General features: G+C 70.2%; 14 protein-coding genes. 9 read left to right on the forward strand and 5 right to left on the reverse strand.

The features are described from left to right. Window positions 1–7: 7 nt before the first annotated feature. On the forward strand, window positions 8–2,527 hold the full coding sequence (gene hrpB / locus ACWFR4_RS01065; protein WP_453462574.1) for an ATP-dependent helicase HrpB: 2,520 nt from the start codon (window positions 8–10) through the stop codon (window positions 2,525–2,527). Here hrpB and ACWFR4_RS01070 read toward each other — a convergent pair. The 3 genes from ACWFR4_RS01070 to ACWFR4_RS01080 all read right to left on the reverse strand — a co-directional run bounded on the left by ACWFR4_RS01070 (window position 2,517) and on the right by ACWFR4_RS01080 (window position 5,575). Beyond that, on the reverse strand, window positions 2,517–3,518 hold the full coding sequence (locus tag ACWFR4_RS01070; protein WP_453462571.1) for a DUF3068 domain-containing protein: 1,002 nt from the start codon (window positions 3,516–3,518) through the stop codon (window positions 2,517–2,519). The genes hrpB and ACWFR4_RS01070 overlap by 11 nt on opposite strands. Window positions 3,519–3,539: 21 nt before the next feature. Next, a complete protein-coding gene (locus ACWFR4_RS01075; RefSeq protein ID WP_107489191.1) occupies window positions 3,540–3,674 on the reverse strand; it encodes an SPW_0924 family protein in 135 nt (44 codons plus the stop codon). Between the two features lie 173 nt (window positions 3,675–3,847). Then, on the reverse strand, window positions 3,848–5,575 hold the full coding sequence (locus ACWFR4_RS01080; protein ID WP_453650123.1) for a lytic transglycosylase domain-containing protein: 1,728 nt from the start codon (window positions 5,573–5,575) through the stop codon (window positions 3,848–3,850). A 215-nt stretch (window positions 5,576–5,790) separates the two neighbouring features. On the opposite strand from ACWFR4_RS01080, the gene ACWFR4_RS01085 reads away from it, so the two are divergent. Next, window positions 5,791–6,666, forward strand: a complete 876-nt coding sequence (locus ACWFR4_RS01085; RefSeq protein ID WP_453650125.1) for a DUF4184 family protein — start codon at window positions 5,791–5,793, stop codon at window positions 6,664–6,666. Window positions 6,667–6,769: 103 nt separating this feature from the next. Here the strand turns inward: ACWFR4_RS01085 and polA are convergent, their stop codons facing one another. Further along, window positions 6,770–9,496, reverse strand: a complete 2,727-nt coding sequence (polA, locus tag ACWFR4_RS01090) for a DNA polymerase I (protein ID WP_453650127.1) — start codon at window positions 9,494–9,496, stop codon at window positions 6,770–6,772. A 123-nt stretch (window positions 9,497–9,619) separates the two neighbouring features. Between polA and ACWFR4_RS01095 the strand changes: the two genes are divergently transcribed. From ACWFR4_RS01095 to ACWFR4_RS01125, 7 genes are all read left to right on the forward strand, one after another. Next, window positions 9,620–11,911, forward strand: a complete 2,292-nt coding sequence (locus ACWFR4_RS01095) for an FdhF/YdeP family oxidoreductase (protein WP_453467033.1) — start codon at window positions 9,620–9,622, stop codon at window positions 11,909–11,911. 80 nt (window positions 11,912–11,991) lie between these two features. Continuing rightward, a complete protein-coding gene (locus ACWFR4_RS01100) occupies window positions 11,992–12,453 on the forward strand; it encodes a PaaI family thioesterase (protein WP_266669429.1) in 462 nt (153 codons plus the stop codon). Between the two features lie 1,463 nt (window positions 12,454–13,916). Then, window positions 13,917–15,113, forward strand: coding sequence for a branched-chain amino acid ABC transporter substrate-binding protein (locus ACWFR4_RS01105; RefSeq protein WP_453467035.1), 1,197 nt, complete (start codon window positions 13,917–13,919; stop codon window positions 15,111–15,113). Between the two features lie 193 nt (window positions 15,114–15,306). Continuing rightward, window positions 15,307–16,239 (forward strand): branched-chain amino acid ABC transporter permease, encoded by a 933-nt coding sequence (locus ACWFR4_RS01110; protein ID WP_453467037.1) that lies wholly within the window; start codon window positions 15,307–15,309, stop codon window positions 16,237–16,239. Between the two features lie 5 nt (window positions 16,240–16,244). After that, the gene (locus tag ACWFR4_RS01115) at window positions 16,245–18,017 is read left to right on the forward strand and encodes a branched-chain amino acid ABC transporter permease (RefSeq protein ID WP_453650129.1); all 1,773 of its coding nucleotides are present in this window, start codon (window positions 16,245–16,247) and stop codon (window positions 18,015–18,017) included. A 5-nt stretch (window positions 18,018–18,022) separates the two neighbouring features. Continuing rightward, window positions 18,023–18,877 carry an ABC transporter ATP-binding protein gene (locus tag ACWFR4_RS01120; RefSeq protein ID WP_453467041.1) on the forward strand — a complete coding sequence of 285 codons (855 nt, stop codon included), beginning with the start codon at window positions 18,023–18,025 and terminating at the stop codon, window positions 18,875–18,877. Beyond that, on the forward strand, window positions 18,874–19,590 hold the full coding sequence (locus tag ACWFR4_RS01125) for an ABC transporter ATP-binding protein (protein ID WP_453650131.1): 717 nt from the start codon (window positions 18,874–18,876) through the stop codon (window positions 19,588–19,590). Before ACWFR4_RS01120 ends, ACWFR4_RS01125 begins: the two co-directional genes overlap by 4 nt. Before the next feature lie 72 nt (window positions 19,591–19,662). On the opposite strand, the gene ACWFR4_RS01130 is transcribed toward ACWFR4_RS01125, so the two are convergent. Beyond that, entirely contained in the window at window positions 19,663–20,319 is a 657-nt protein-coding gene (locus tag ACWFR4_RS01130; RefSeq protein WP_453466465.1) for an ANTAR domain-containing response regulator, read from the reverse strand. Between the last annotated feature and the right edge of the window lie 73 nt (window positions 20,320–20,392).

A 20,392-nucleotide genomic window follows, 5' to 3' on the forward strand; every position in this document is an offset into this window, starting at 1 on the left:
TGAGCATGTGATCCGTAACGACGCTCTGGACCTGCCTGTACGCAGTGCGCTGCCCGGCCTGCGCGACGCCCTCGACGGGCCCGCGGCGCCGGGCAGCGCCGTTCTCGTGGCGCCGCCCGGGACCGGCAAGACGACCTTGGTGCCGCTGGTGCTCGCCGGGCTCGTCGGTGACGGGCCGGCGCGGCGGGTCGTCGTCGCCGAGCCGCGGCGGATCGCGGCGCGGGCCGCGGCGCGGCGGATGGCGTGGCTGCTCGGCGAGAAGGCCGGCGAGAGCGTCGGCTACACGGTGCGCGGCGAGCGGGTGATGGGGCGCCACGCGCGCGTGGAGGTCGTCACGACGGGTGTGCTCCTGCAACGGCTCCAGCGCGACCAGGAGCTGGCGGGCGTGGATGTCGTGATGCTCGACGAGGTCCACGAGCGGCATCTGGACGCGGACACCGTCGCGGCGTTCCTGTGCGACGTGCGCGAGGCGCTGCGGCCCGAGCTTCGGCTGGTGGCGGCGTCGGCGACGACGGACGCGCAGGGGTGGGCGCGGCTCCTCGGTGGGGCTCCCGTGGTCGAGGCCGAGGGAATCTCGTATCCCGTGGAGACGGTGTGGGCGCCGCCCGCGCGTCCCGTGCGGCCGCCGCACGGGATGCGGGTGGATCCGGCGTTGCTCACGCACGTGGCGTCGGTGGTGCGGCGCGCGCTGCGGGAGCAGGGCGGGGATGTGCTGTGTTTCCTGCCGGGGGTCGGTGAGATCGGGCGCGTGGCCGGGCAGCTGGGCGAGCTGGGTGACGTCGACGTGCTTCAGGTGCACGGGCGGGCGCCCGCCGCGGTGCAGGACGCGGTGCTCTCGGCGGGCACGCGGCGGCGGGTGGTGCTCGCTACGTCCGTCGCCGAGTCGTCGCTGACGGTGCCGGGTGTGCGGGTCGTCGTGGACTCGGGCCTTGCGCGGGAGCCTCGGGTGGACCACGCGCGCGGGCTGAGCGCCCTGACGACCGTACGGGCCTCGCAGGCGGCGGGGCGGCAGCGGGCGGGGCGTGCCGGGCGCGAGGCTCCCGGGGTGGTGTACCGGTGCTGGACGGAAGCGGAGGACGTACGGCTGGCGCGGTTCCCTGCGCCGGAGATCAAGGTTGCGGACCTGACGGCGTTCGCGTTGCAGGCGGCGTGCTGGGGCGATCCGGACGCCTCGGGCCTCGCGCTCCTGGACGCTCCGCCGGCCGGGGCGATGGCGGCGGCACGGTCCGTCCTGACGGCGATCGGGGCGGTCGAGGCGCACTCGGGCCGGGCCACGGAGCGCGGCGCCCGCCTCGCGGGCCTCGGCCTGCATCCGCGCCTGGCCCGCGCCCTCCTGGACGCGACCCCTGTGGTGGGTGCGCGCCGCGCGGCCGAGGTGGTCGCCCTCCTGAGCGAGGAGCCGCCCCGCGACTACGGCGACGACCTGGCCGCCGCGTGGCGCACCGCGCGCCGGGGCGCCGACGCGTACGCCGCGCGCTGGAAGACGGAGGTGCGGCGGCTCACGGGGGCGGCCGGGCAGACCCCGGCGCGGGACGACGCACCCGGGGACCTGTCCGAGGACCGGGTCGCCGGAATCGTCGCCGCGCTCGCCTTTCCGGAGCGGGTGGGGCGTGGGCGCGACGGCGAGTATCTGATGGTGTCCGGGACGCGGGCCGCGCTCGCGGACGGGTCACGGCTGCGGGGCGCGCCCTGGATCGCCGTCGCGGTCGCCGACCGGCCCGTGGGCGCCGGGCACGCGCGCGTACGGCTCGCCGCGGTCGTGGACGAGGAGGTCGCGCTGCGGGCCGCCGCTCCGCTGCGCACCGAGGGGGACGAAGTGGCGTGGGCCGACGGGGAGTTGGTGGCGCGGCACGTCGAGCGTCTCGGCGCGGTGGAGCTCGCCGTGCGCCCCTTGAAGGAGGCCGCCCCCGCTCTCGTGCGGGAGGCGTTGAAGGAGGGGCTGCGGCGGGAGGGGTTCGGGCTGCTGCGGTGGTCACGGGAGGCTGGGGAGCAGCGGGAGCGGCTCGCGTTCCTGCACCGCACGCTGGGCGCGCCGTGGCCCGACGTGTCGGACGACGCGCTGCACGCGCGCGTGGACGAGTGGCTGGAGCCGGAGCTCGGCAAGGCGCGGCGCCGGTCCGATCTGGGCCGGATCGACGCGGGGCAGGCGCTGCGGCGGCTGCTTCCCTGGGCGAGCGGTGACGCGGCCCGCCTCGACGAGCTCGCCCCGGAGCGGCTGGAGGTGCCGAGCGGGTCCAGGATCCGGATCGACTACGCGAACCCCGAACAGCCCGTACTGGCCGTGAAGTTGCAGGAGATGTTCGGGCTGCACGAGTCGCCGCGTGTGGCCGGTGTGCCGGTCCTGGTGCATCTGCTGTCACCCGCGGGGCGTCCCGCGGCGGTGACGGCGGATCTGGCCTCCTTCTGGCGCGAGGGGTACCGGGCGGTGCGGGCCGAGCTGCGCGGCCGGTACCCGAAGCATCCGTGGCCCGAGGATCCGGCGGGGGCGGTCGCGACGCGGCACACGAGTGCGCGGCTCAGGCGCTGACGGGTTCCGGTTCGTGCTCCGGGGCGGCCTCGGGCTCGCCCGGGCGGCGGCTGCGGGCTTCGAGCCACAGGGAGAGCGCCAGCAGGAGCAGGCCGAGGGTCAGGAAGCCCCACGGCAGGTACGAGGTGAGCAGGACGACCAGGACGCGGTTGGACTTGACGAGGGCGACCGTCGACCTGATGTAGTCCTCGCGCATCTTCACGTGCCCGGCGAAGACCGTCACCCTGTCGCGGCCTCCCAGGAGCGTGCCGCCGCGGAGTTCGTTGTGCTGGATCTCCTCGCCGTAGACGGGGGCGCCGGTGACCGGCTCGACCCAGAACTTGCGGACCGTGGTGTACCAGCGGGTGGTGCCGGTCTTGGCGACGGACTCAGGTGTGATGCCCTTGACCGGCATCGTCTTGGGGAGGGGGACCTTCATCCACGGGATGGTCTGTTCGAAGTAGTAGACCTTCAGGCCGCGGAACGTCTGGGTCCCCTTGTAGTGGATGGGCCGGGTGACGCGGGCCTGGGCGTCGTAGTACTCGTAGTCCCGCTTCTCGGTCAGGAAGGGCCACTTGAACTCGATGCCGTCGCGCCTGACCTGGTCGCCGTCGACGGTCTCGGCGTACTTGCCCGTGGTGTGGACGGGTGCCTGGCTGTGGGCGTCGAAGACGTAGCGCTCGGGGACCTGGGAGACCATCTTGCCGTCGGGTCCGACGATGTAGGAGAGGGAGTCCCAGACGACGACGTCGCGGCCCGCGCTCTTCTCGACCTGCTCGGAGGCCTCCACGTTGCCCTTGAGCGTCTGGACGACGGTGACCTTGGGGACCTTCTTCGACTGCATCGAGCCGTAGTCGAGGAGGGTCGGGTTCTTGGCCTCCAGGACGGCGTTCTGGTACTGACCGGCCGGGATCTTCGCGAGGCGCGGGAACGCGTACCAGCGCATCAGCGGGGACATCGCCGTGCAGAACACGGCGAGGGCGAGCAGGATCAGGCTGGCCTTGCGGCGCATCGCGGCGGCCTCCTCGGCGGGTCAGGGGTGCTTGGGGACGGTGGTCAGCAGCGGTTTGGGCGAGGTCTCGCCGGGCGGGGAGCCGATCGCCGAGATCGTGATGACGAGGGCGAGCGCCACGGCCAGACCGGTCGCGGCGGCGATCAGGGCACGCATGCAACCTCCCGGCGGATCACCGGATCTGGAATCTGATAGAGCGTCAGGGCTGGGGCACCGTAGCAACGCGCGGCCGAGATGAGAACACGTTGCACAACAGCGCCGCCCCCTCGGCCGGTGAACGGCGAGGGGGCGGCGCGGGTGCTGCTGATACGGCTTGTGCCGTACGGGAGTTACGTCGCCGAGGGCGAGGCAGACGGGGACGGGGATGCCGTGGCGCCGGCCGCGGTGACCTTCAGTTCGACGGTGAGGGTCGCGCCGCCGGTGGTGTTGATGCGGAGCAGGAACGTGCCCGTGGCGTCGTCCGCGTAGATCCTCGGCAGCTGGAGGCGGCCGTCGCCGTCGGTCTCGAGGCCCTTGAGGGTGCGGGTCGCCTTGCCGTCCGCGTCCTTGAAGTAGGGGCCCTTGTCGTTCTCGGTCGCGTCGTCCTTGGACTTGATCAGCGTGGCCGTGGTGGCGACCCCGTCGGCGGCGTCGCCCTTGTACGTGGCCCTGACCTGGACCGGGTCGGCGAACTGGCCGCCGGCCTCGCAGGTCAGTTCCGTGTCGCCGGTCCTGGTGAGGGCGTCGGCCTGGCGCGCGGAGACGGTCGCCGTGTAGTCGAGGCCGGGCAGCTTCCGGTCGACGACGGTGGCGCGGACGGTGAACTCGCCGGTGTCCTCACCCGCCCGCAGCGGCGGCGCGGTGGCCTTGCCGGTGCTGTCGGTGACGACGGTGACGGTCTTGAACCCGCCGCTGAAGGCCAGGTCCGTGTCGCCGACGACGGTGAGCTTCACCTTGACCGTACCGACGCCCTTGCCCGCGGCGTTCTCCGTGCGGACGGCGACACGTTCGGCGAAGGCGTCACCGGCGGTCGCACCGAGCGTGCCCGTACCGGCGTCCTCGATGCGCGTGACCGTCTCGGCGGCCGTGGGCGGTGTGGGGCTCGTGGAACCTCCGCCGCCCGGCTTCGACGGGCCGGTGCTCGGGCTGCCGCCGGACTTGGACGGCTTGGGCGGCTTGGAGGTGCCCGGGGACGGGCTGGTCGTGCCTGGGCTGCTCGGCGAGGGCGAGGGGCTGGGGCCGGTGCCGCCGTCGCTGCGGTCGCCGGGCTGGACACCGGTGCCGTCCGGGACCTCGTGGGTGCCCTTGCGGTAGAACTCGAGCCACTTCAGGACCGTCTTGAGGTACTCCTGCGAGTGGTTGTAGCTCAGGATCGCCGCGTGCAGGCCGCCGCTCTGGGAGAGGTCGCGGTCGCCGCGGCACAGGTAGTGGCCGGCGGCGAGGGCGGCGTCATAGATGTTGTTGGGGTCCTTCTTGCCGTCGCCGTTGCCGTCGCGGCCGGACCACTCCCAGGTCGACGGGATGAACTGCATGGGGCCGACGGCCCGGTCGTGCGTCGTGTCGTTGTCGTAGGCGCCGTTGTCGGTGTCGGTGATCCTCGCGAAGCCGTTGCCGTCGAGGGGCGGGCCGAGGATCCGCTTGAGCGTCGTGCCGTTCGCGTCGACGTTGCCGCCGCGTGCCTGGCCCGACTCGACCTTGCCGATCGCGGCGAGGAGTTGCCAGGGGAGGTTGCAGCCCGGCTTGGTCGCGGCGAGCTCCGCCTCGGCCTTCTTGTAGGCGTCGAGGACGGTGGCCGGGATACCGGCCTCGTTCGCGCCGGTACCCGTGCCACCCGGGCTGCCGGGACCCGTACTGGGCGGCGCGGTGGGGCTGTTGAGGTCCGGCAGATCGGTGTAGTAAGGGGAGTTGCCGGTCGCCGAGTCGCCGGGCGAGGGCGCCGCGTCGGCGGTGGACTGTCTGCCGTTCTGCGTGTCGGTGAGGCCGGGCGCCTGGGACGCGGAGAGCGCCGCCACGGCGGCAGCCGCCACAGCGGTCGTCATCGCGGACCTGCGCAACCGCTTTCCGAATAGCGCCGCCATACCGTGAGCCCCTCCGATTGCCGACCGTTTACGGGTCAGTCCGCGCTCCCCGGCGTGGAGTGACCCAGGCGACACTACGACAACTTCCAGCGCGCAGACACCCGTTCGTGCCCGATTTTTGCCGGTTGGCCATGTACGCGTTACCGCGATCGCCACGGGCCATACTGAGCGGCACCGCGTACGCACCGCATCAGGAACCGTCCGAGGGGGTCCACTTGCCGTTCACGATCAGCCACGCCGCGGCCGTGCTGCCGGCCGTCCGCCGCGACGGCACGGGGCGCGGCGCGCTCGTGCCCTCGCTGCTGGTGGCGGGCTCGTTCGCGCCCGACGTGACGTACTTCGCGGCGAGTGCGGTGCCGGGGGCGATGGAGTTCGGGGACTTCACCCACTCCTTCCCGGGCGTCTTCACGATCGACGTGGCCGTCGCCGCGGTACTGGTCGGCCTGTGGCGCCTGCTGCGGGAGCCGGTGATCGCGCTGCTGCCGGGGCGGGCGCGGGGGCCGGTCCTCGTCGTGGCGCGGGGTGCGGGCTCCGGACGTCCGGCCGACGCTTTCGCGTGGGAGCGGCGGCCGGTGGCCGCGGTGTGGTGGTGGTACGTGTCCGCCGTCCTGGGCGCGACGACGCACGTGGTGTGGGACGCGTTCACGCATCTCGACCGGTGGGGCATGCGTGTCTTCCCGGTCCTCGGCGAGAAGATCGCCGGCTCCCCTCTCTACTGGTACGCGCAGTACGGGGGTTCGGCGGTCGCGCTCGTCGTGATGGTGCTCTTCGTGGTGTCGGCGGTGCGCCGTGTCCCCTCGGCGGCCGCCGCCGACGCCCGCGCCGCGCTGCCTCAGCTCTCCGTGAGTGAGCGGTGGGTGGCGGCGTTCGTGATCGGCGGGTGCGTGGCGGTGGCCGCGGGGGTGCGGACGGTGCGCTGGTGGACGTACTGGGGCGCTGTCGCCAAGCCGTGGGAGATCATCCCGACCCTCTGCTTCGGCGGGGGCGCGGGCCTCGTACTCGGTCTGGTCGTGCACGCGCTCCTCGTGCGGGGGCGTCGAGGTCCGGCCGGTCGCGGGGTGGCGCCGGCGCCGGTGAAACAACAACGGTGACGCTACAACGGCGAACGCAGTAAGGGGCGGAGCCCATTGGCTCCGCCCCTTACCTGAACTACGGCCTACCCGAACTACGGCCCGAACTACGGCCAGCCGCAGGCTAGTGCGCCGCGGACTCCCAGTCCGGGCCCACGCCCACCGACACGTCCAGCGGCGCCCGCAGATGCACGGCCCCGGCCATCTCGCGCCGGACCAGCTCCTCCGCCGCCGCGGCCTCGCCCGGGGCGATCTCCAGGACGATTTCGTCATGGACCTGGAGCAGCAGCCGGGACTTGAGCTTCGCGTCCTTGAGCGCCTTGTCCACGTTCAGCATGGCGATCTTGACGATGTCGGCGGCCGTGCCCTGGATGGGCGCGTTGAGCGCCATGCGCTCGGCCATCTCACGCCGCTGGCGGTTGTCGCTGTTGAGGTCCGGCAGATACCGGCGGCGGCCGAGCATCGTCTCGGTGTAGCCCGTGGCGCGGGCCTCGTCGACGACGCGGCGCAGATAGTCGCGCACGCCGCCGAACCGCTCGAAGTACGTGTCCATGAGGACCCGCGCCTCGCCCGGCTCGATGTTCAGCTGCCCGGACAGGCCGAACGCGGACAGGCCGTAGGCGAGCCCGTACGACATGGCCTTGATCTTGCGGCGCATCTCCGCGTCGACGGCGGACCGCTCGACGCCGAAGACCTGCGCGCCGACCGTGGTGTGCAGGTCCTCGCCGGAGGTGAACGCCTCGAGGAGGCCCTCGTCCTCGGAGAGGTGCGCCATGACGCGCAGCTCGATCTGGCTGTAGTCCGCGGTCATGAGCGACTCGAAGCCCTCGCCGAGGACGAAGCCGCGGCGGATGGCGCGGCCCTCGTCGGTGCGGACCGGGATGTTCTGCAGGTTCGGGTCGGTCGAGGAGAGCCGGCCCGTCGCGGCGACGGTCTGGTTGAACGTCGTGTGGATGCGGCCGTCCGCGGCGATCGTCTTGATGAGGCCCTCGACGGTGACCCGAAGCTTGGCCTGCTCGCGGTGGCGCAGCATGATCACGGGGAGTTCGTGGTCGGTCTGCGTGGCCAGCCAGGCGAGCGCGTCCGCGTCCGTCGTGTACCCGGTCTTCGTCTTCTTCGTCTTGGGCAGGTCTAGCTCGCCGAAGAAGACTTCCTGGAGCTGCTTGGGCGAGCCGAGGTTGAACTCGTGGCCCACGGAGGCGTGCGCCTCCTTCACGGCCTGCTGGACGGCGCCCGCGAACATCTGCTCCATGGCCTCCAGGTGGGCGCGGTCGGCGGCGATGCCGTGCCGCTCCATGCGCGCGAGGAGCGTGGACGTGGGCAGCTCGACGTCCTTGAGGAGGTCGGCCGCGCCGACTTCCCGGAGCTTCCCGCCGAAGGCCTCGCCGAGGTCGAGGATCGCGCGGGCGTGCACCATGAGCGCGTCGGCCTCGGCCTGGTCGTCGTCCTCCGCACCGAAGGCGAGCTGTCCGTCGGCCGCCGCCGGGGCGAGCTCACGGCCCAGGTACTCCAGGGTCAGCGCGTCGAGCGCGAAGGAGCGGCGGCCGGGCTTGACCAGGTACGCGGCGAGCGCCGTGTCCATCGTGACGCCGTCGACGGTCCAGCCGTGCTCGGCGAAGACCCGCATGACGTTCTTCGCGTTGTGCAGGACCTTGGGCTTCGCGGCGTCGGCGAGCCACGTCGCGAACGCGTTCTCGTCGGCCTCGTCGAGCTGGGTGGGGTCGAACCAGGCGGCGGCTCCCCCGGCGCCGGCGAGCGCCACCTCGGTGACGGATCCCGCACCGAGCGTCCAGGTGTCGACCGTGGCGAGGCCCAGGGCGGCGTCGCCGTGCTCGGCGAGCCATGGGGCCACCTCGCCCGCGCCGAGCACCGAGCCGTCGACGTCGACGCCGGGCTCGGCAGGCGTCTGCTCGGCCTCCTCGGCGCCCGGGTCGACGGCGAGGAGCCGCTCGCGCAGTGACGGGTTACGGATCTCCAGGGTGTCGAGGACCATCGCGACGGCCGTGCGGTCGTACGCGGCGCGCTCCAGGTCTTCGACCGTCTTGGGGAGCTCGACGTCACGCACCATCTCGGTGAGCCGGCGGTTCAGCTTGACGGCTTCGATGTGGTCGCGGAAATTCTGCCCGGCCTTGCCCTTGACCTCTTCGGCGCGCAGCACGAGCTCGGCGAACGAACCGAACTGGTTGATCCACTTCGCGGCGGTCTTCTCGCCGACGCCGGGGATGCCCGGCAGGTTGTCCGACGGGTCGCCACGCAGGGCCGCGAAGTCGGGGTACTGGGCCGGCGTGAGCCCGTACTTCTCCTCGACCTTCTCCGGCGTGAACCGCGTCAGCTCCGAGACGCCCTTCGTCGGGTAGAGCACCGTGACGTGGTCGCTGACGAGCTGGAAGGAGTCCCGGTCGCCGGTGACGACCAGGACGTCGAACCCGGCGGCCTCGGCCTGGGTCGCGAGCGTGGCGATGATGTCGTCCGCCTCGAACCCGTCGACCGCGAAGCGCGGGGTGTGCATCGCGTCGAGGAGCTCGCCGATCAGCTCGACCTGCCCCTTGAACTCGTCCGGGGTCTTCGAACGATTCGCCTTGTACTCCGTGAACTCCTCGGAGCGCCACGTCTTGCGCGAGACGTCGAACGCCACCGCGAAATGCGTGGGCGCCTCGTCGCGCAGCGTGTTCGCCAGCATCGAGGCGAAGCCGTAGATCGCGTTCGTCGGCTGTCCGGTCGCGGTCGTGAAATTCTCCGCGGGCAGCGCGAAGAACGCGCGGTACGCCAGCGAATGCCCGTCCATGAGCATCAGCCGCGGCCGGCTGCCTGAGGTCTTCTTCTCGGTCTTCTTCGCTGCTGTCTCTGCCACGCCCCCGATCCTGCCACGCCCCACTGACAGTCCGGTCCGTCACGGGCCTCCGACGAGGGCTGTCAGTCGTGCGTGCGAGGATCGGCGACGTACCTCACACGTGTGCTCGAAGGGGAACAGACGATGGCAACGAAGCCGCCCACGGGAGATCCGGTCCAGGACGCGCCGCAGGTGGACGCGCCGCTGCGCGCCGCCGCCGGACTGCCCGCCGTCGCCCATTCCCTCAAGATCGCCCAGCAGCAGATGGGCGTGCGCCGCACCGCGCTCACCCTTCTCCGCGTCAATCAGAAAGACGGCTTCGACTGCCCGGGCTGCGCCTGGCCCGAGCCCGACCACCGGCACAAGGCGGAGTTCTGCGAGAACGGCGCGAAGGCGGTCGCCGAGGAGGCCACCCTGCGCAGGGTCACGCCGGACTTCTTCACCGCGCACCCGGTCGCCGACCTCGCGACCCGCTCCGGGTACTGGCTGGGCCAGCAAGGCCGCCTCACGCACCCCATGTATCTCGCGGACGGCGCCGATCGCTACGAGCCGGTGTCCTGGGAGCGCGCCTTCGACATCATCGCCGAGGAGCTGGCCGCCCTGGCCTCCCCCGACGAGGCCGTGTTCTACACCTCGGGCCGCACGAGCAACGAGGCGGCGTTCCTCTACCAGCTGTTCGCCCGCGAGTTCGGCACGAACAACCTGCCCGACTGCTCGAACATGTGCCATGAGTCGTCCGGTTCCGCGCTCACGGAGACCATCGGCATCGGCAAGGGCAGCGTCTCCCTGGAGGACCTCTACAAGTCCGACCTGATCATCGTGGCCGGGCAGAACCCGGGCACGAACCACCCGCGCATGCTCTCCGCCCTGGAGAAGGCGAAGGCGAACGGCGCGAAGATCATCACGATCAACCCCCTGCCCGAGGCCGGACTCGAACGTTTCAAGAACCCGCAGACCCCGCAGGGCATGTTCAAGGGCGCCACCCTGACCGACCTGTTCCTCCAGATCCGCCTCGGCGGGGACCAGGCCCTCTTCCGCCTCCTGAACAAGCTGATCCTCGAGACGGAAGGCGCCGTCGACGACGCCTTCATAGAGGAACACACCCACGGCTACGAGGAGTTCACCGAGGCCGCCCGCGCCGCCGACTGGGACGCGACGCTGACGGCGACGGGCCTGGAGCGTGCCGAGATCGAGGAAGCCCTCGCCCTGGTACTCGCCTCCGAGCGCACCGTCGTGTGCTGGGCGATGGGCCTCACCCAGCACAAGCACTCGGTGCCCACGATCCGCGAGGTCGTCAACTTCCTGCTCCTGCGCGGGAACATCGGCCGCCCAGGCGCGGGCGTGTGCCCGGTGCGCGGCCACTCCAACGTGCAGGGCGACCGCACCATGGGCGTCTTCGAGCGCCCCGCGCCGGCCTTCCTGAACGCCCTGGAGAAGGAGTTCGGCTTCGCACCGCCCCGCGAGCACGGCTTCGACGTCGTACGGGCCATCGAGGCACTGCGCGACGGCGAGGCGAAGGTGTTCTTCGCGATGGGCGGCAACTTCGTGGCGGCCTCCCCCGACACCGACGTCACGGAGGCCGCGATGCGCCGCGCCGCCCTGACGGTGCACGTGTCGACGAAGCTCAACCGCTCCCACGCGGTCACCGGCGCGCGCGCCCTGATCCTGCCGACCCTCGGCCGCACCGAGCGGGACCTTCAGGGCAGCGGCGAACAGTTCGTGACCGTCGAGGACTCCATGAGCATGGTCCACGCCTCACGCGGCCGCCTCGCGCCCGCGAGCAAGCACCTCCTGTCGGAGCCGGCGATCGTGGCCCGCCTCGCGCGCCGCGTCCTCGGCGAGGCGTCACGCACGCCGTGGGAGGAGTTCGAGAAGGACTACGCCACGATCCGCGACCGCATCGCGAACGTCATCCCGGGCTTCGAGGACTTCAACGCGCGCGTGACCGGTTCCGCCGGCCGCCCTGGCGGCTTCACGCTGCCGCACGGCCCGCGCGACGAGCGGCGCTTCCCCACCACCACCGGCAAGGCGAACTTCACGGCCGCGCCCGTCGAGTACCCGAAGCTCCCCGAGGGCCGGCTGCTGCTGCAGACCCTGCGCTCGCACGACCAGTACAACACCACGATCTACGGCCTCGACGACCGCTACCGCGGCATCAGGAACGGCCGCCGGGTCGTCCTCGTCAGCCCCCACGACGCCCAGGCCCTGGGCCTCGCGGACGGCTCCTACGTCGACCTGGTCAGCGAGTGGACGGACAGCGTGGAGCGCCGCGCCCCCGGCTTCCGCGTCGTCCACTACCCGACGGCCCGGGGCTGCGCGGCCGCGTACTACCCGGAGACCAACGTCCTGATCCCGCTGGACGCCACCGCTGACACCAGCAACACCCCCACCAGCAAGTCCGTCGTCGTCCGCCTGGAACAATCGGCGACCGACTGAGCGTTTGCTCAGGCAGCCGACCAGGCAGAACAGCACCCCACAGCACGAACACCGACAGACGACGAACGGAGCCGGGCACCATGGGCGAGCACAGCAGCGTGAAGTTCCCGCAAGAGATCATCGACGAGTACGCGGCGCTCGGCGTCGACCTGCCCGCCCTGTTCTCCGCAGGTGACCTCGGCACCCGCATGGGCGTCCAGATCAAGGAAGCGTCCCCCGAGCGCGTCGTCGGCACCATGCCCGTCGAGGGCAACACCCAGCCCTACGGCCTCCTGCACGGCGGCGCCTCCGCGGTCCTCGCCGAGACCCTCGGCTCCGTCGGTTCGATGCTCCACGGCGGCAGCTCCAAGATCGCCGTCGGCGTCGACCTGAACTGCACGCACCACCGCGGCGCCCGCTCCGGCCTCGTCACCGGCGTCGCCACCCCCGTACACCGCGGCCGCTCCACGGCCACGTACGAGATCGTGATCACCGACGAGCAGGACCGGCGGGTCTGCTCGGCCCGCCTGACCTGCCTCCTCAAGGACATGCCCAAGAGCTGAGGCCTCTCGCCCGCCACAGGGCTCGTCCGTGACAGGGCTGGTCCGGTCCTGACCGGGCTGGTCCGTCACAGGGCGCCACAACGATCACCACGCTTCACGCCGCTGTTCCCGGCGCGGACCGCCACCGCCGCCGCGCCGGGCAGCGCAGACGCCCCCCACGGGACGGGAGCCGGCCGGCACGCCACCCGGCCGCCGCCGACGCGAGTTCGACCCACGCACAGACAGGCCTCACCGCCCCACCGGACGCCACAGCACAGACGTTCACCAAGACGCGACCCACCACTCAACTGCCCGATGCAGAAACGCATTTGGGCCCGCCGCCCACATTGGCGGACCCTCCCCCTGCGCACCGGCGTGGAGCATGGCCGACATCGGACCCGTCGAGCCCGAACCCCCTCCGGCGACGGCGCCCCGCACACCCACACCCGAGCCCACGCAGACACCCTGTGGACCGGCTCCCCCAACTCCCTCCGTTCCCAGGAGCATTGGGCCGCACTTCCGTCACGCCGGCGCCGCACCCCGCAAGCCCTGCTCGTCGCCGCAGCCGTCGCGGGCACCTACGCGTACACCGCCCTCACCACCACCCGGCCGCACCCTCCCCCACCCCCTGGCCCCCCAGGTCACCTTCCTGCACTACGAGGGAAGCGCCCCCCGGACCCGCACCACCCGCGCGCCGCCACCTTCCGCTTCACCGCCTCCGTACGCGACGCCCATCCCGTGATCATCCGTCAAGTAAGAACCGGAATCACGGAATTGAGTACCCACGCCACGCCCGCACTGCCACTGACAGTGAAGGGCGGCGCCGCGAAACCCCCCACTGTGCACATCTCCGTACACAAGTGCGCCACCCTCCCGCGCGGCTTCCCCCTGCCGCACCTCGCCCTCGGTCCACGGAACCGTCAGGCACAGCAGCAGCACAGCTACCTCTTCGGCGGCGCCTGCCCCCGCGATCTCGCCACCTCTCCGCACGCCACCCGTGGACCGCGCAAAGGGCTCTCCGGGCCGCCCCGCGGACCGGGAACGGATCTCACATGGAAGTAACACTCGGTTACCTCTGCCGCAACAGAGCAATGCGGAGCGCGAGCCACCGCCCCCGAAGCACCCGGCATCCGCCTCCCCGGCGGCACACTCCCACCCGTAAGAACCAAGATCACCCCAAGTTCCTTAGCGGAACAGCATGTTCTCTCCATGCGAGCGCCGGCGCCCTCTGACCAAAAGTCCCAATCGCCCCCACTGCACCCACCGACGAGCACCGCGTCATAACAAGAGCGTCACATCCTTCCCTCCTCAGCTCCCCACCCCACCCACCTGCGCTTATAGTCACGGCCAGTCACCGCGCCGCCGGGCGCGTCTGCTGCACGGCCCTGTACCACCCCAGTACGGCCCGGCGAGACACACGGCCCCCAACCACGGGAGCCGCGCCAGGGAGAGGATTGATCGTGCGACACCGTTCCTTGCTCATCATGACCACCGTGCTCACCACCGGAGCACTCACGCTCACCGCCTGCGGATCGCGCGACGACAACAAGGGCAGCGACAGCAGCAAGAAGACCACCGTCGTCATCGGCGTCGACGCCCCGCTCACCGGCCAGAACTCGGCCACCGGCCTCGGTATCCAGGGCGGCGTCCAGATCGCCGTGAACGACGCCAACAAGAACAACACCGTTCCCGGCGTGACCTTCAAGGTCCAGGCGCTCGACGACAAGGCGATCCCGGCCCAGGGCCAGTCCAACGCCACCCAGCTCGTCCAGAACGACAAGGTCCTCGGCGTCGTCGGCCCGCTGAACTCCGGTGTCGCCACCCAGATGCAGCAGGTCTTCGCCACCGCCAACCTGGTCGAGGTCTCTCCGTCCAACACGGCCCCCGAGCTCACCCAGGGCAAGAACTGGCAGACCTCCAAGTCCCGCCCGTTCAAGACCTACTTCCGCACCGCCACCACCGACGCCCTGCAGGGCGGCTTCGCGGCCGACTACGCCTACAACACGCTGAAGAAGCGCAAGGTGTTCGTGGTCGACGACAAGCAGACCTACGGTGCCGGCCTCGCCAAGCTCTTCAAGGCCGGCTTCGTCAAGTCCGGCGGCAAGGTCACGGGCGAGGACCACGTCAACACCGGCGACACGGACTTCTCCGCCCTCGTCACCAAGATCAAGAACTCCAAGGCCGACCTCGTCTACTACGGCGGCCAGTACGACGAGTCCGAGAAGCTCACCAAGCAGCTCAAGGACGGCGGAGCCAAGGTCCCGCTGTTCGGCGGTGACGGCATGTTCAGCGACACCTACATCCAGACCGCCGGCAAGACCTCCGAGGGCGACCTCTCCACCTCGGTCGGCCAGCCCGTCGACTCCCTGCCCTCCGCCGCCGACTTCATCAAGAAGTACAAGGCCTCCGGCCTCAAGGGCGACTACGGCACCTACGGCGGCTACTCCTACGACGCCGCCACCGCCATCATCAAGGCGATCGGCAACGTCGTGAAGGACGGCAAGGTCCCCTCCGACGCCCGCGCCAAGATCGTCGGCGAGGTCCAGAAGACCAAGTTCGACGGCATCGCCGGACCTGTCTCCTTCGACGAGTACGGCGACACCACCAACAAGCAGCTCACCGTCTACCAGGTCGTCGACGGCAAGTGGAAGGCCGTCAAGAGCGGCACGTTCAACGGCTGATCCGAACCACCCCGGGCCACCAGGCGGTTCGGTCACCGAGGGCCGCAGCCCGACCGAACCGCCGACCCCGGTGGAAACCACCGGGACAGGCCCTCAGCACCACCTCTGGGCCGCGCGGCCATGACCACCCGTCACCGCGCGGCCCGCTTCATACGCCCTGCTCAACCTCTCCCCACCACATGGAGGCCATGCGGTGAACACCCTGCCGCAGCAGCTGGCCAACGGGCTGTTCCTCGGCTCGATGTACGGGCTGATCGCCATCGGCTACACGATGGTGTACGGCATCGTCCAGCTCATCAACTTCGCCCATGGCGAGATCTTCATGACCGGCGGCTTCGGCGCACTCACGGTCTACCTCTACGTTCTGCCCAACGGCACATCCATGTGGATAGCCCTCCCCGCGATGCTGATAGGCGGCGGAATCGTCTCCGTCCTCATCGCCATCGGGGCCGAACGCTTCGCCTACCGACCACTGCGCGGAGCACCACGCCTCGCCCCGCTCATCACCGCCATCGGTCTGTCGCTCGCCCTCCAGCAGGTCGTCTTCAACTGGTACCCGAACGCCAAGAACGACCTCAAGTTCCCCCAACTGCCCTTCGAAACCGTCCACATCGGCTCCGTCAGCATCCAGAGCGGCAGCGTCTTCGTCATCATCGCCGCCCCCCTCTGCATGGCGGCCCTCGCCCTGTTCGTCAGCCTCTCCCGCACCGGCCGCGCCATGCAGGCCACCGCGCAGGACCCTGACACCGCGCAGCTCATGGGCATCGACACCAACCGCATCATCGTCATCGCCTTCGCCATCGGCGGCTTCTTCGCCGCCGTCGCAGCCGTCTCCTACGGACTGCGCTACGGCACCGTCAAGTACGACATGGGCTTCCAGATGGGCCTCAAGGCCTTCACCGCGGCCGTCCTCGGCGGCATCGGCAACATCTACGGCGCCATGATCGGCGGCCTCGTCCTCGGCCTCGCCGAGACCATGGCCACCAGCTACATCGACGGCATCCCCGGCATGCAGCAGCTCGGCGGCGGCGGCTGGTCCGCAGTCTGGGCCTTCGTACTCCTCATCCTCGTACTGCTGTTCAGGCCACAAGGCCTCATCGGCGAACGCGTCGCGGACAGGGCGTGAGCACCATGGCAACCACAGACACCAACACCCCCGCCCGCGGTCTCATCGCGCTCCCCCAGACCGCGGCCCGCCCGCTCATCGCCGTCGGCGCCGTCGCCACCATCGCCAGCGCCTTCATGTCCTGGACCTACACGTCCGACTTCCCCGGGGACCTCACCTACTACGGCTCCCCGGCCGGACTCCAGATCCTCGACCTCGTCGCCGGCGTCCTGACGCTGCTGTTCGCGCTCACCCTCTTCGGTGTCCGCGGCCTCGGCTGGCTCAACCCGGCGACGGCCATCCAGCCCGTCCTCCTCGCCGCCGCGTCCGCGTTCGCCGTCAGCTGGTTCAGCGCCATCGCCATCGCCATCGACCTCAAGGGCCTCGTCGCCCTCGACCCCGGCGCCTACATCGCCGCCGTCGGCTCCGCCATCGCCCTGGTCGGGGCCCTCGCGCTCCCCAAGCCCGGTGACACCTTCAAGGACTACGTCACCAAGCCCGACAACATCCCCCCGGCCGCGAAACTCCCCGCCTGGGGCCAACGCCTCGTCATCACCGCCGCCACCGCCCTCGCACTGATCGTCTTCGCCTACGGCGTCGGCGTCGACCCCGACGCGAGCGAAACGTTCCTGGGCTACATCCTCCTGGTCGTCTTCGGCACCTGGTCCCTGTTCGCCGCAGGACTCTTCGACCGCTTCGCCCAGCTCAACGCCGGCCACAAGGGATTCGCCACCTCCATGGCCTTCCTCGCGGCAGCGCTCTTCCCCTTCGTCGAGAACAACGAGCACAACTCCAACCTCGGCGTGAACATCCTCGTCGTCGCCACCGTCGCCCTCGGCCTCAACATCGTCGTCGGCCTCACCGGACTCCTCGACCTCGGATACGTCGCCTTCCTCGGCGTCGGCGCCTACGCGGCCGCCCTCGTCTCCGGCTCCGAGTTCTCCCGCTTCTCCGGCGTCCAGTTCCCCTTCTGGGCCGCCATGCTCACCGGCATGCTCGCGTCGCTGGTCTTCGGCGTCCTCATCGGCGCCCCCACCCTGCGCCTGCGCGGCGACTACCTCGCCATCGTGACCCTGGGCTTCGGAGAGATCTTCCGCATCACCGTCAACAACCTCGACGGCACCTCCGGCCCCAACCTCACCAACGGCCCCAACGGCATCTCCATGATCCCGGACCTCAACATCTTCGGGTTCAACTTCGGAAGCAACCACGACATCGCCGGATTCTCCCTCGGCCGCTTCGCGAACTACTTCCTGCTGATGCTGCTCATCACCGCGATCGTCGTCCTCGTCTTCACCCGCGCCGCGGACTCCCGCATCGGCCGCTCCTGGATCGCCATCCGCGAGGACGAGACCGCCGCCACCGCCATGGGCATCAACGGCTTCCGCGTCAAGCTCATCGCCTTCGCACTCGGCGCCTCCCTCGCCGGCCTCGCCGGCACCGTCAGCGCCCACGTCGGCTACAGCGTCAACCCGGCCCCGTACCAGTTCGCCGGCTCCGTGCCCCCGAACTCCGCGTTCCTCCTCGCCGCCGTAGTTCTCGGCGGCATGGGCACCGTCAACGGACCCATCCTCGGCGCCACCCTGCTCTACATGCTCCCCGAGAAGCTCAGCTTCCTGAAGGAGTACCAGCTCCTCGCCTTCGGCGTCGCACTCGTCCTCCTCATGCGGTTCCGCCCCGAAGGCATCATCGCCAACCGCCGCCGCCAACTCGAGTTCCACGAGAGCGACGACACCGTCCACATCCCCGAACAAGGCCTGCCCGACTCCACCGTCGGCGTCACCAAGGCAGGGGCGTAACCACCATGACCACCACCACAGCCCTCAGCCCCGTCCTCGAAGCCACCGGCGTCACCATGCGCTTCGGCGGCCTCACCGCCGTACGCAACGTCGACCTCACCGTCAACGCCGGAGAGATCGTCGGCCTCATCGGCCCCAACGGCGCGGGCAAGACCACCTTCTTCAACTGCCTCACCGGCCTCTACGTCCCCACCGAGGGCAAAGTCGCCTACAAAGGCACCGTCCTGCCCCCCAAGCCGCACCTGGTCACCAGCGCCGGCATCGCCCGCACCTTCCAGAACATCCGGCTCTTCGCCAACATGACCGTCCTGGAAAACGTCCTCGTCGGCCGCCACACCCGCACCAAGGAAGGCCTCTGGTCCGCCATCCTCCGCGGCCCCGGCTTCCGCAAGGCAGAAGCAGCCTCCCGCGAACACGCCATGGAACTGCTGGAGTTCATCGGCCTCGCCCACAAGGCCGACCACCTCTCCCGCAACCTCCCCTATGGCGAACAGCGCAAGCTCGAAATCGCCCGCGCCATGGCCAGCGAGCCCGGCCTGCTCCTCCTCGACGAGCCCACCGCCGGCATGAACCCGCAGGAGACCCGCGCCACCGAAGACCTCGTCTTCGCCATCCGCGACCGCGGCATCGCCGTCCTCGTCATCGAGCACGACATGCGCTTCATCTTCAACCTCAGCGACCGCGTCGCCTGCCTCGTCCAAGGCGAAAAGCTCGTCGAAGGCACCTCCCAAGTCGTCCAGGGCGACGAACGCGTCATCGCCGCCTACCTCGGCGAACCCTTCGAAGGCGCCCCCGAAGACACCGCCGCAGCCGCAGTCGAAGCCGCGGAAGCACACGCCACGGAAGGAGACGACCAGTGAGCGCACTCCTCGAAGTAGAAGACCTCAAGGTCGCCTACGGCAAGATCGAAGCCGTCAAGGGAATCTCCTTCAGCGTCCAGCAAGGCGAAGTCGTCACCCTCATCGGCACCAACGGCGCCGGCAAAACCACCACCCTGCGCACCCTGTCCGGGCTCCTCAAGCCCGTCAGCGGCAAAATCACCTTCGACGGGAAACCCCTCACCGGCGTCCCCGCACACAAGATCGTCGCCATGGGCCTCGCCCACTCCCCCGAAGGCCGACGCATCTTCCCCCGGCTCTCCATCGCCGAGAACCTCCAGCTCGGAGCGTTCCTCCGCTCCGACAAGGCAGGTATCGAGAAGGACATCCAGCGCGCCTACGACCTCTTCCCGATCCTCGGCGAACGCCGCAAGCAAGCCGCGGGAACCCTCTCGGGCGGCGAACAGCAAATGCTCGCCATGGGCCGCGCCCTCATGTCCCAGCCCAAACTGCTCATGCTCGACGAACCCTCCATGGGCCTCTCCCCGATCATGATGCAGAAGATCATGGCGACCATCACCGAACTCAAGTCCCAGGGCACGACCATCCTCCTGGTCGAGCAGAACGCCCAGGCCGCACTCTCCCTCGCCGACCACGGCCACGTCATGGAAGTCGGCACCGTCGTCCTCTCCGGAACCGGACAGGACCTCCTCCACGACGAATCCGTCCGCAAGGCGTACCTCGGCGAGGACTGAGTCCCGCGTATGGCTGAGGCCCGTACCCCCCAGGGGGTACGGGCCTCAGCCATACGACGTATGCGGGGGAACTCAGTCCTTCGCCGCCTTCTTCTCCTCGGCGTCCTGAATAACCGCCTCAGCAACCTGCTGCATCGACAGCCGACGATCCATCGACGTCTTCTGAATCCAACGGAACGCCGCCGGCTCCGTCAGGCCGTACTCCGTCTGCAACACCGACTTCGCCCGGTCCACCAGCTTCCGCGTCTCCAGCCGCTGCGTCAGATCCGCGACCTCGTTCTCCAGCGTCCGCAGCTCCTGGAAGCGCGACACCGCCATCTCGATGGCCGGAACGACATCACTCTTGCTGAACGGCTTCACCAGGTACGCCATCGCACCCGCGTCCCGCGCCCGCTCCACCAGATCGCGCTGCGAGAACGCCGTCAGCATCAGCACCGGAGCGATCGACTCCTCCGCGATCTTCTCCGCCGCCGAGATGCCGTCCATCTTCGGCATCTTCACGTCAAGGATCACCAGATCGGGCTTGTGCTCGCGAGCCAGCTCGACCGCCTGCTCGCCGTCACCGGCCTCACCGACGACGCTGTAGCCCTCTTCCTCGAGCATCTCTTTGAGGTCGAGGCGGATCAGAGCCTCGTCCTCGGCGATGACGACACGGGTCGTCAGCGGCGGGACGTGCGACTTGTCGTCGTCGGGCGCGTCTACGGGCTGGGGCGACTCGGGGGCGGTCACGGGGGCGCTCCTTGTTCCAGACAGGGGGTGCTACTCCCCTAGAGACTACCTAGCTGCAGCTCATCACAGTGAA

The organism is Streptomyces sp. NPDC055140, assembly GCF_053607285.1.

Bases quoted from the DNA above. Each gene is read 5' to 3' on its own strand.
- ACWFR4_RS01105 (WP_453467035.1), top strand. From the start codon at position 13,917: ATGACCACCGTGCTCACCACCGGAGCACTCACGCTCACCGCCTGCGGA.
- ACWFR4_RS01095 (WP_453467033.1), top strand. From the start codon at position 9,620: ATGGCAACGAAGCCGCCCACGGGAGATCCGGTCCAGGACGCGCCGCAG.
- ACWFR4_RS01115 (WP_453650129.1), top strand. From the start codon at position 16,245: ATGGCAACCACAGACACCAACACCCCCGCCCGCGGTCTCATCGCGCTC.
- ACWFR4_RS01070 (WP_453462571.1), bottom strand. From the start codon at position 3,518: ATGCGCCGCAAGGCCAGCCTGATCCTGCTCGCCCTCGCCGTGTTCTGC.
- ACWFR4_RS01100 (WP_266669429.1), top strand. From the start codon at position 11,992: ATGGGCGAGCACAGCAGCGTGAAGTTCCCGCAAGAGATCATCGACGAG.
- ACWFR4_RS01120 (WP_453467041.1), top strand. From the start codon at position 18,023: ATGACCACCACCACAGCCCTCAGCCCCGTCCTCGAAGCCACCGGCGTC.
- ACWFR4_RS01075 (WP_107489191.1), bottom strand. From the start codon at position 3,674: ATGCGTGCCCTGATCGCCGCCGCGACCGGTCTGGCCGTGGCGCTCGCC.
- ACWFR4_RS01080 (WP_453650123.1), bottom strand. From the start codon at position 5,575: ATGGCGGCGCTATTCGGAAAGCGGTTGCGCAGGTCCGCGATGACGACC.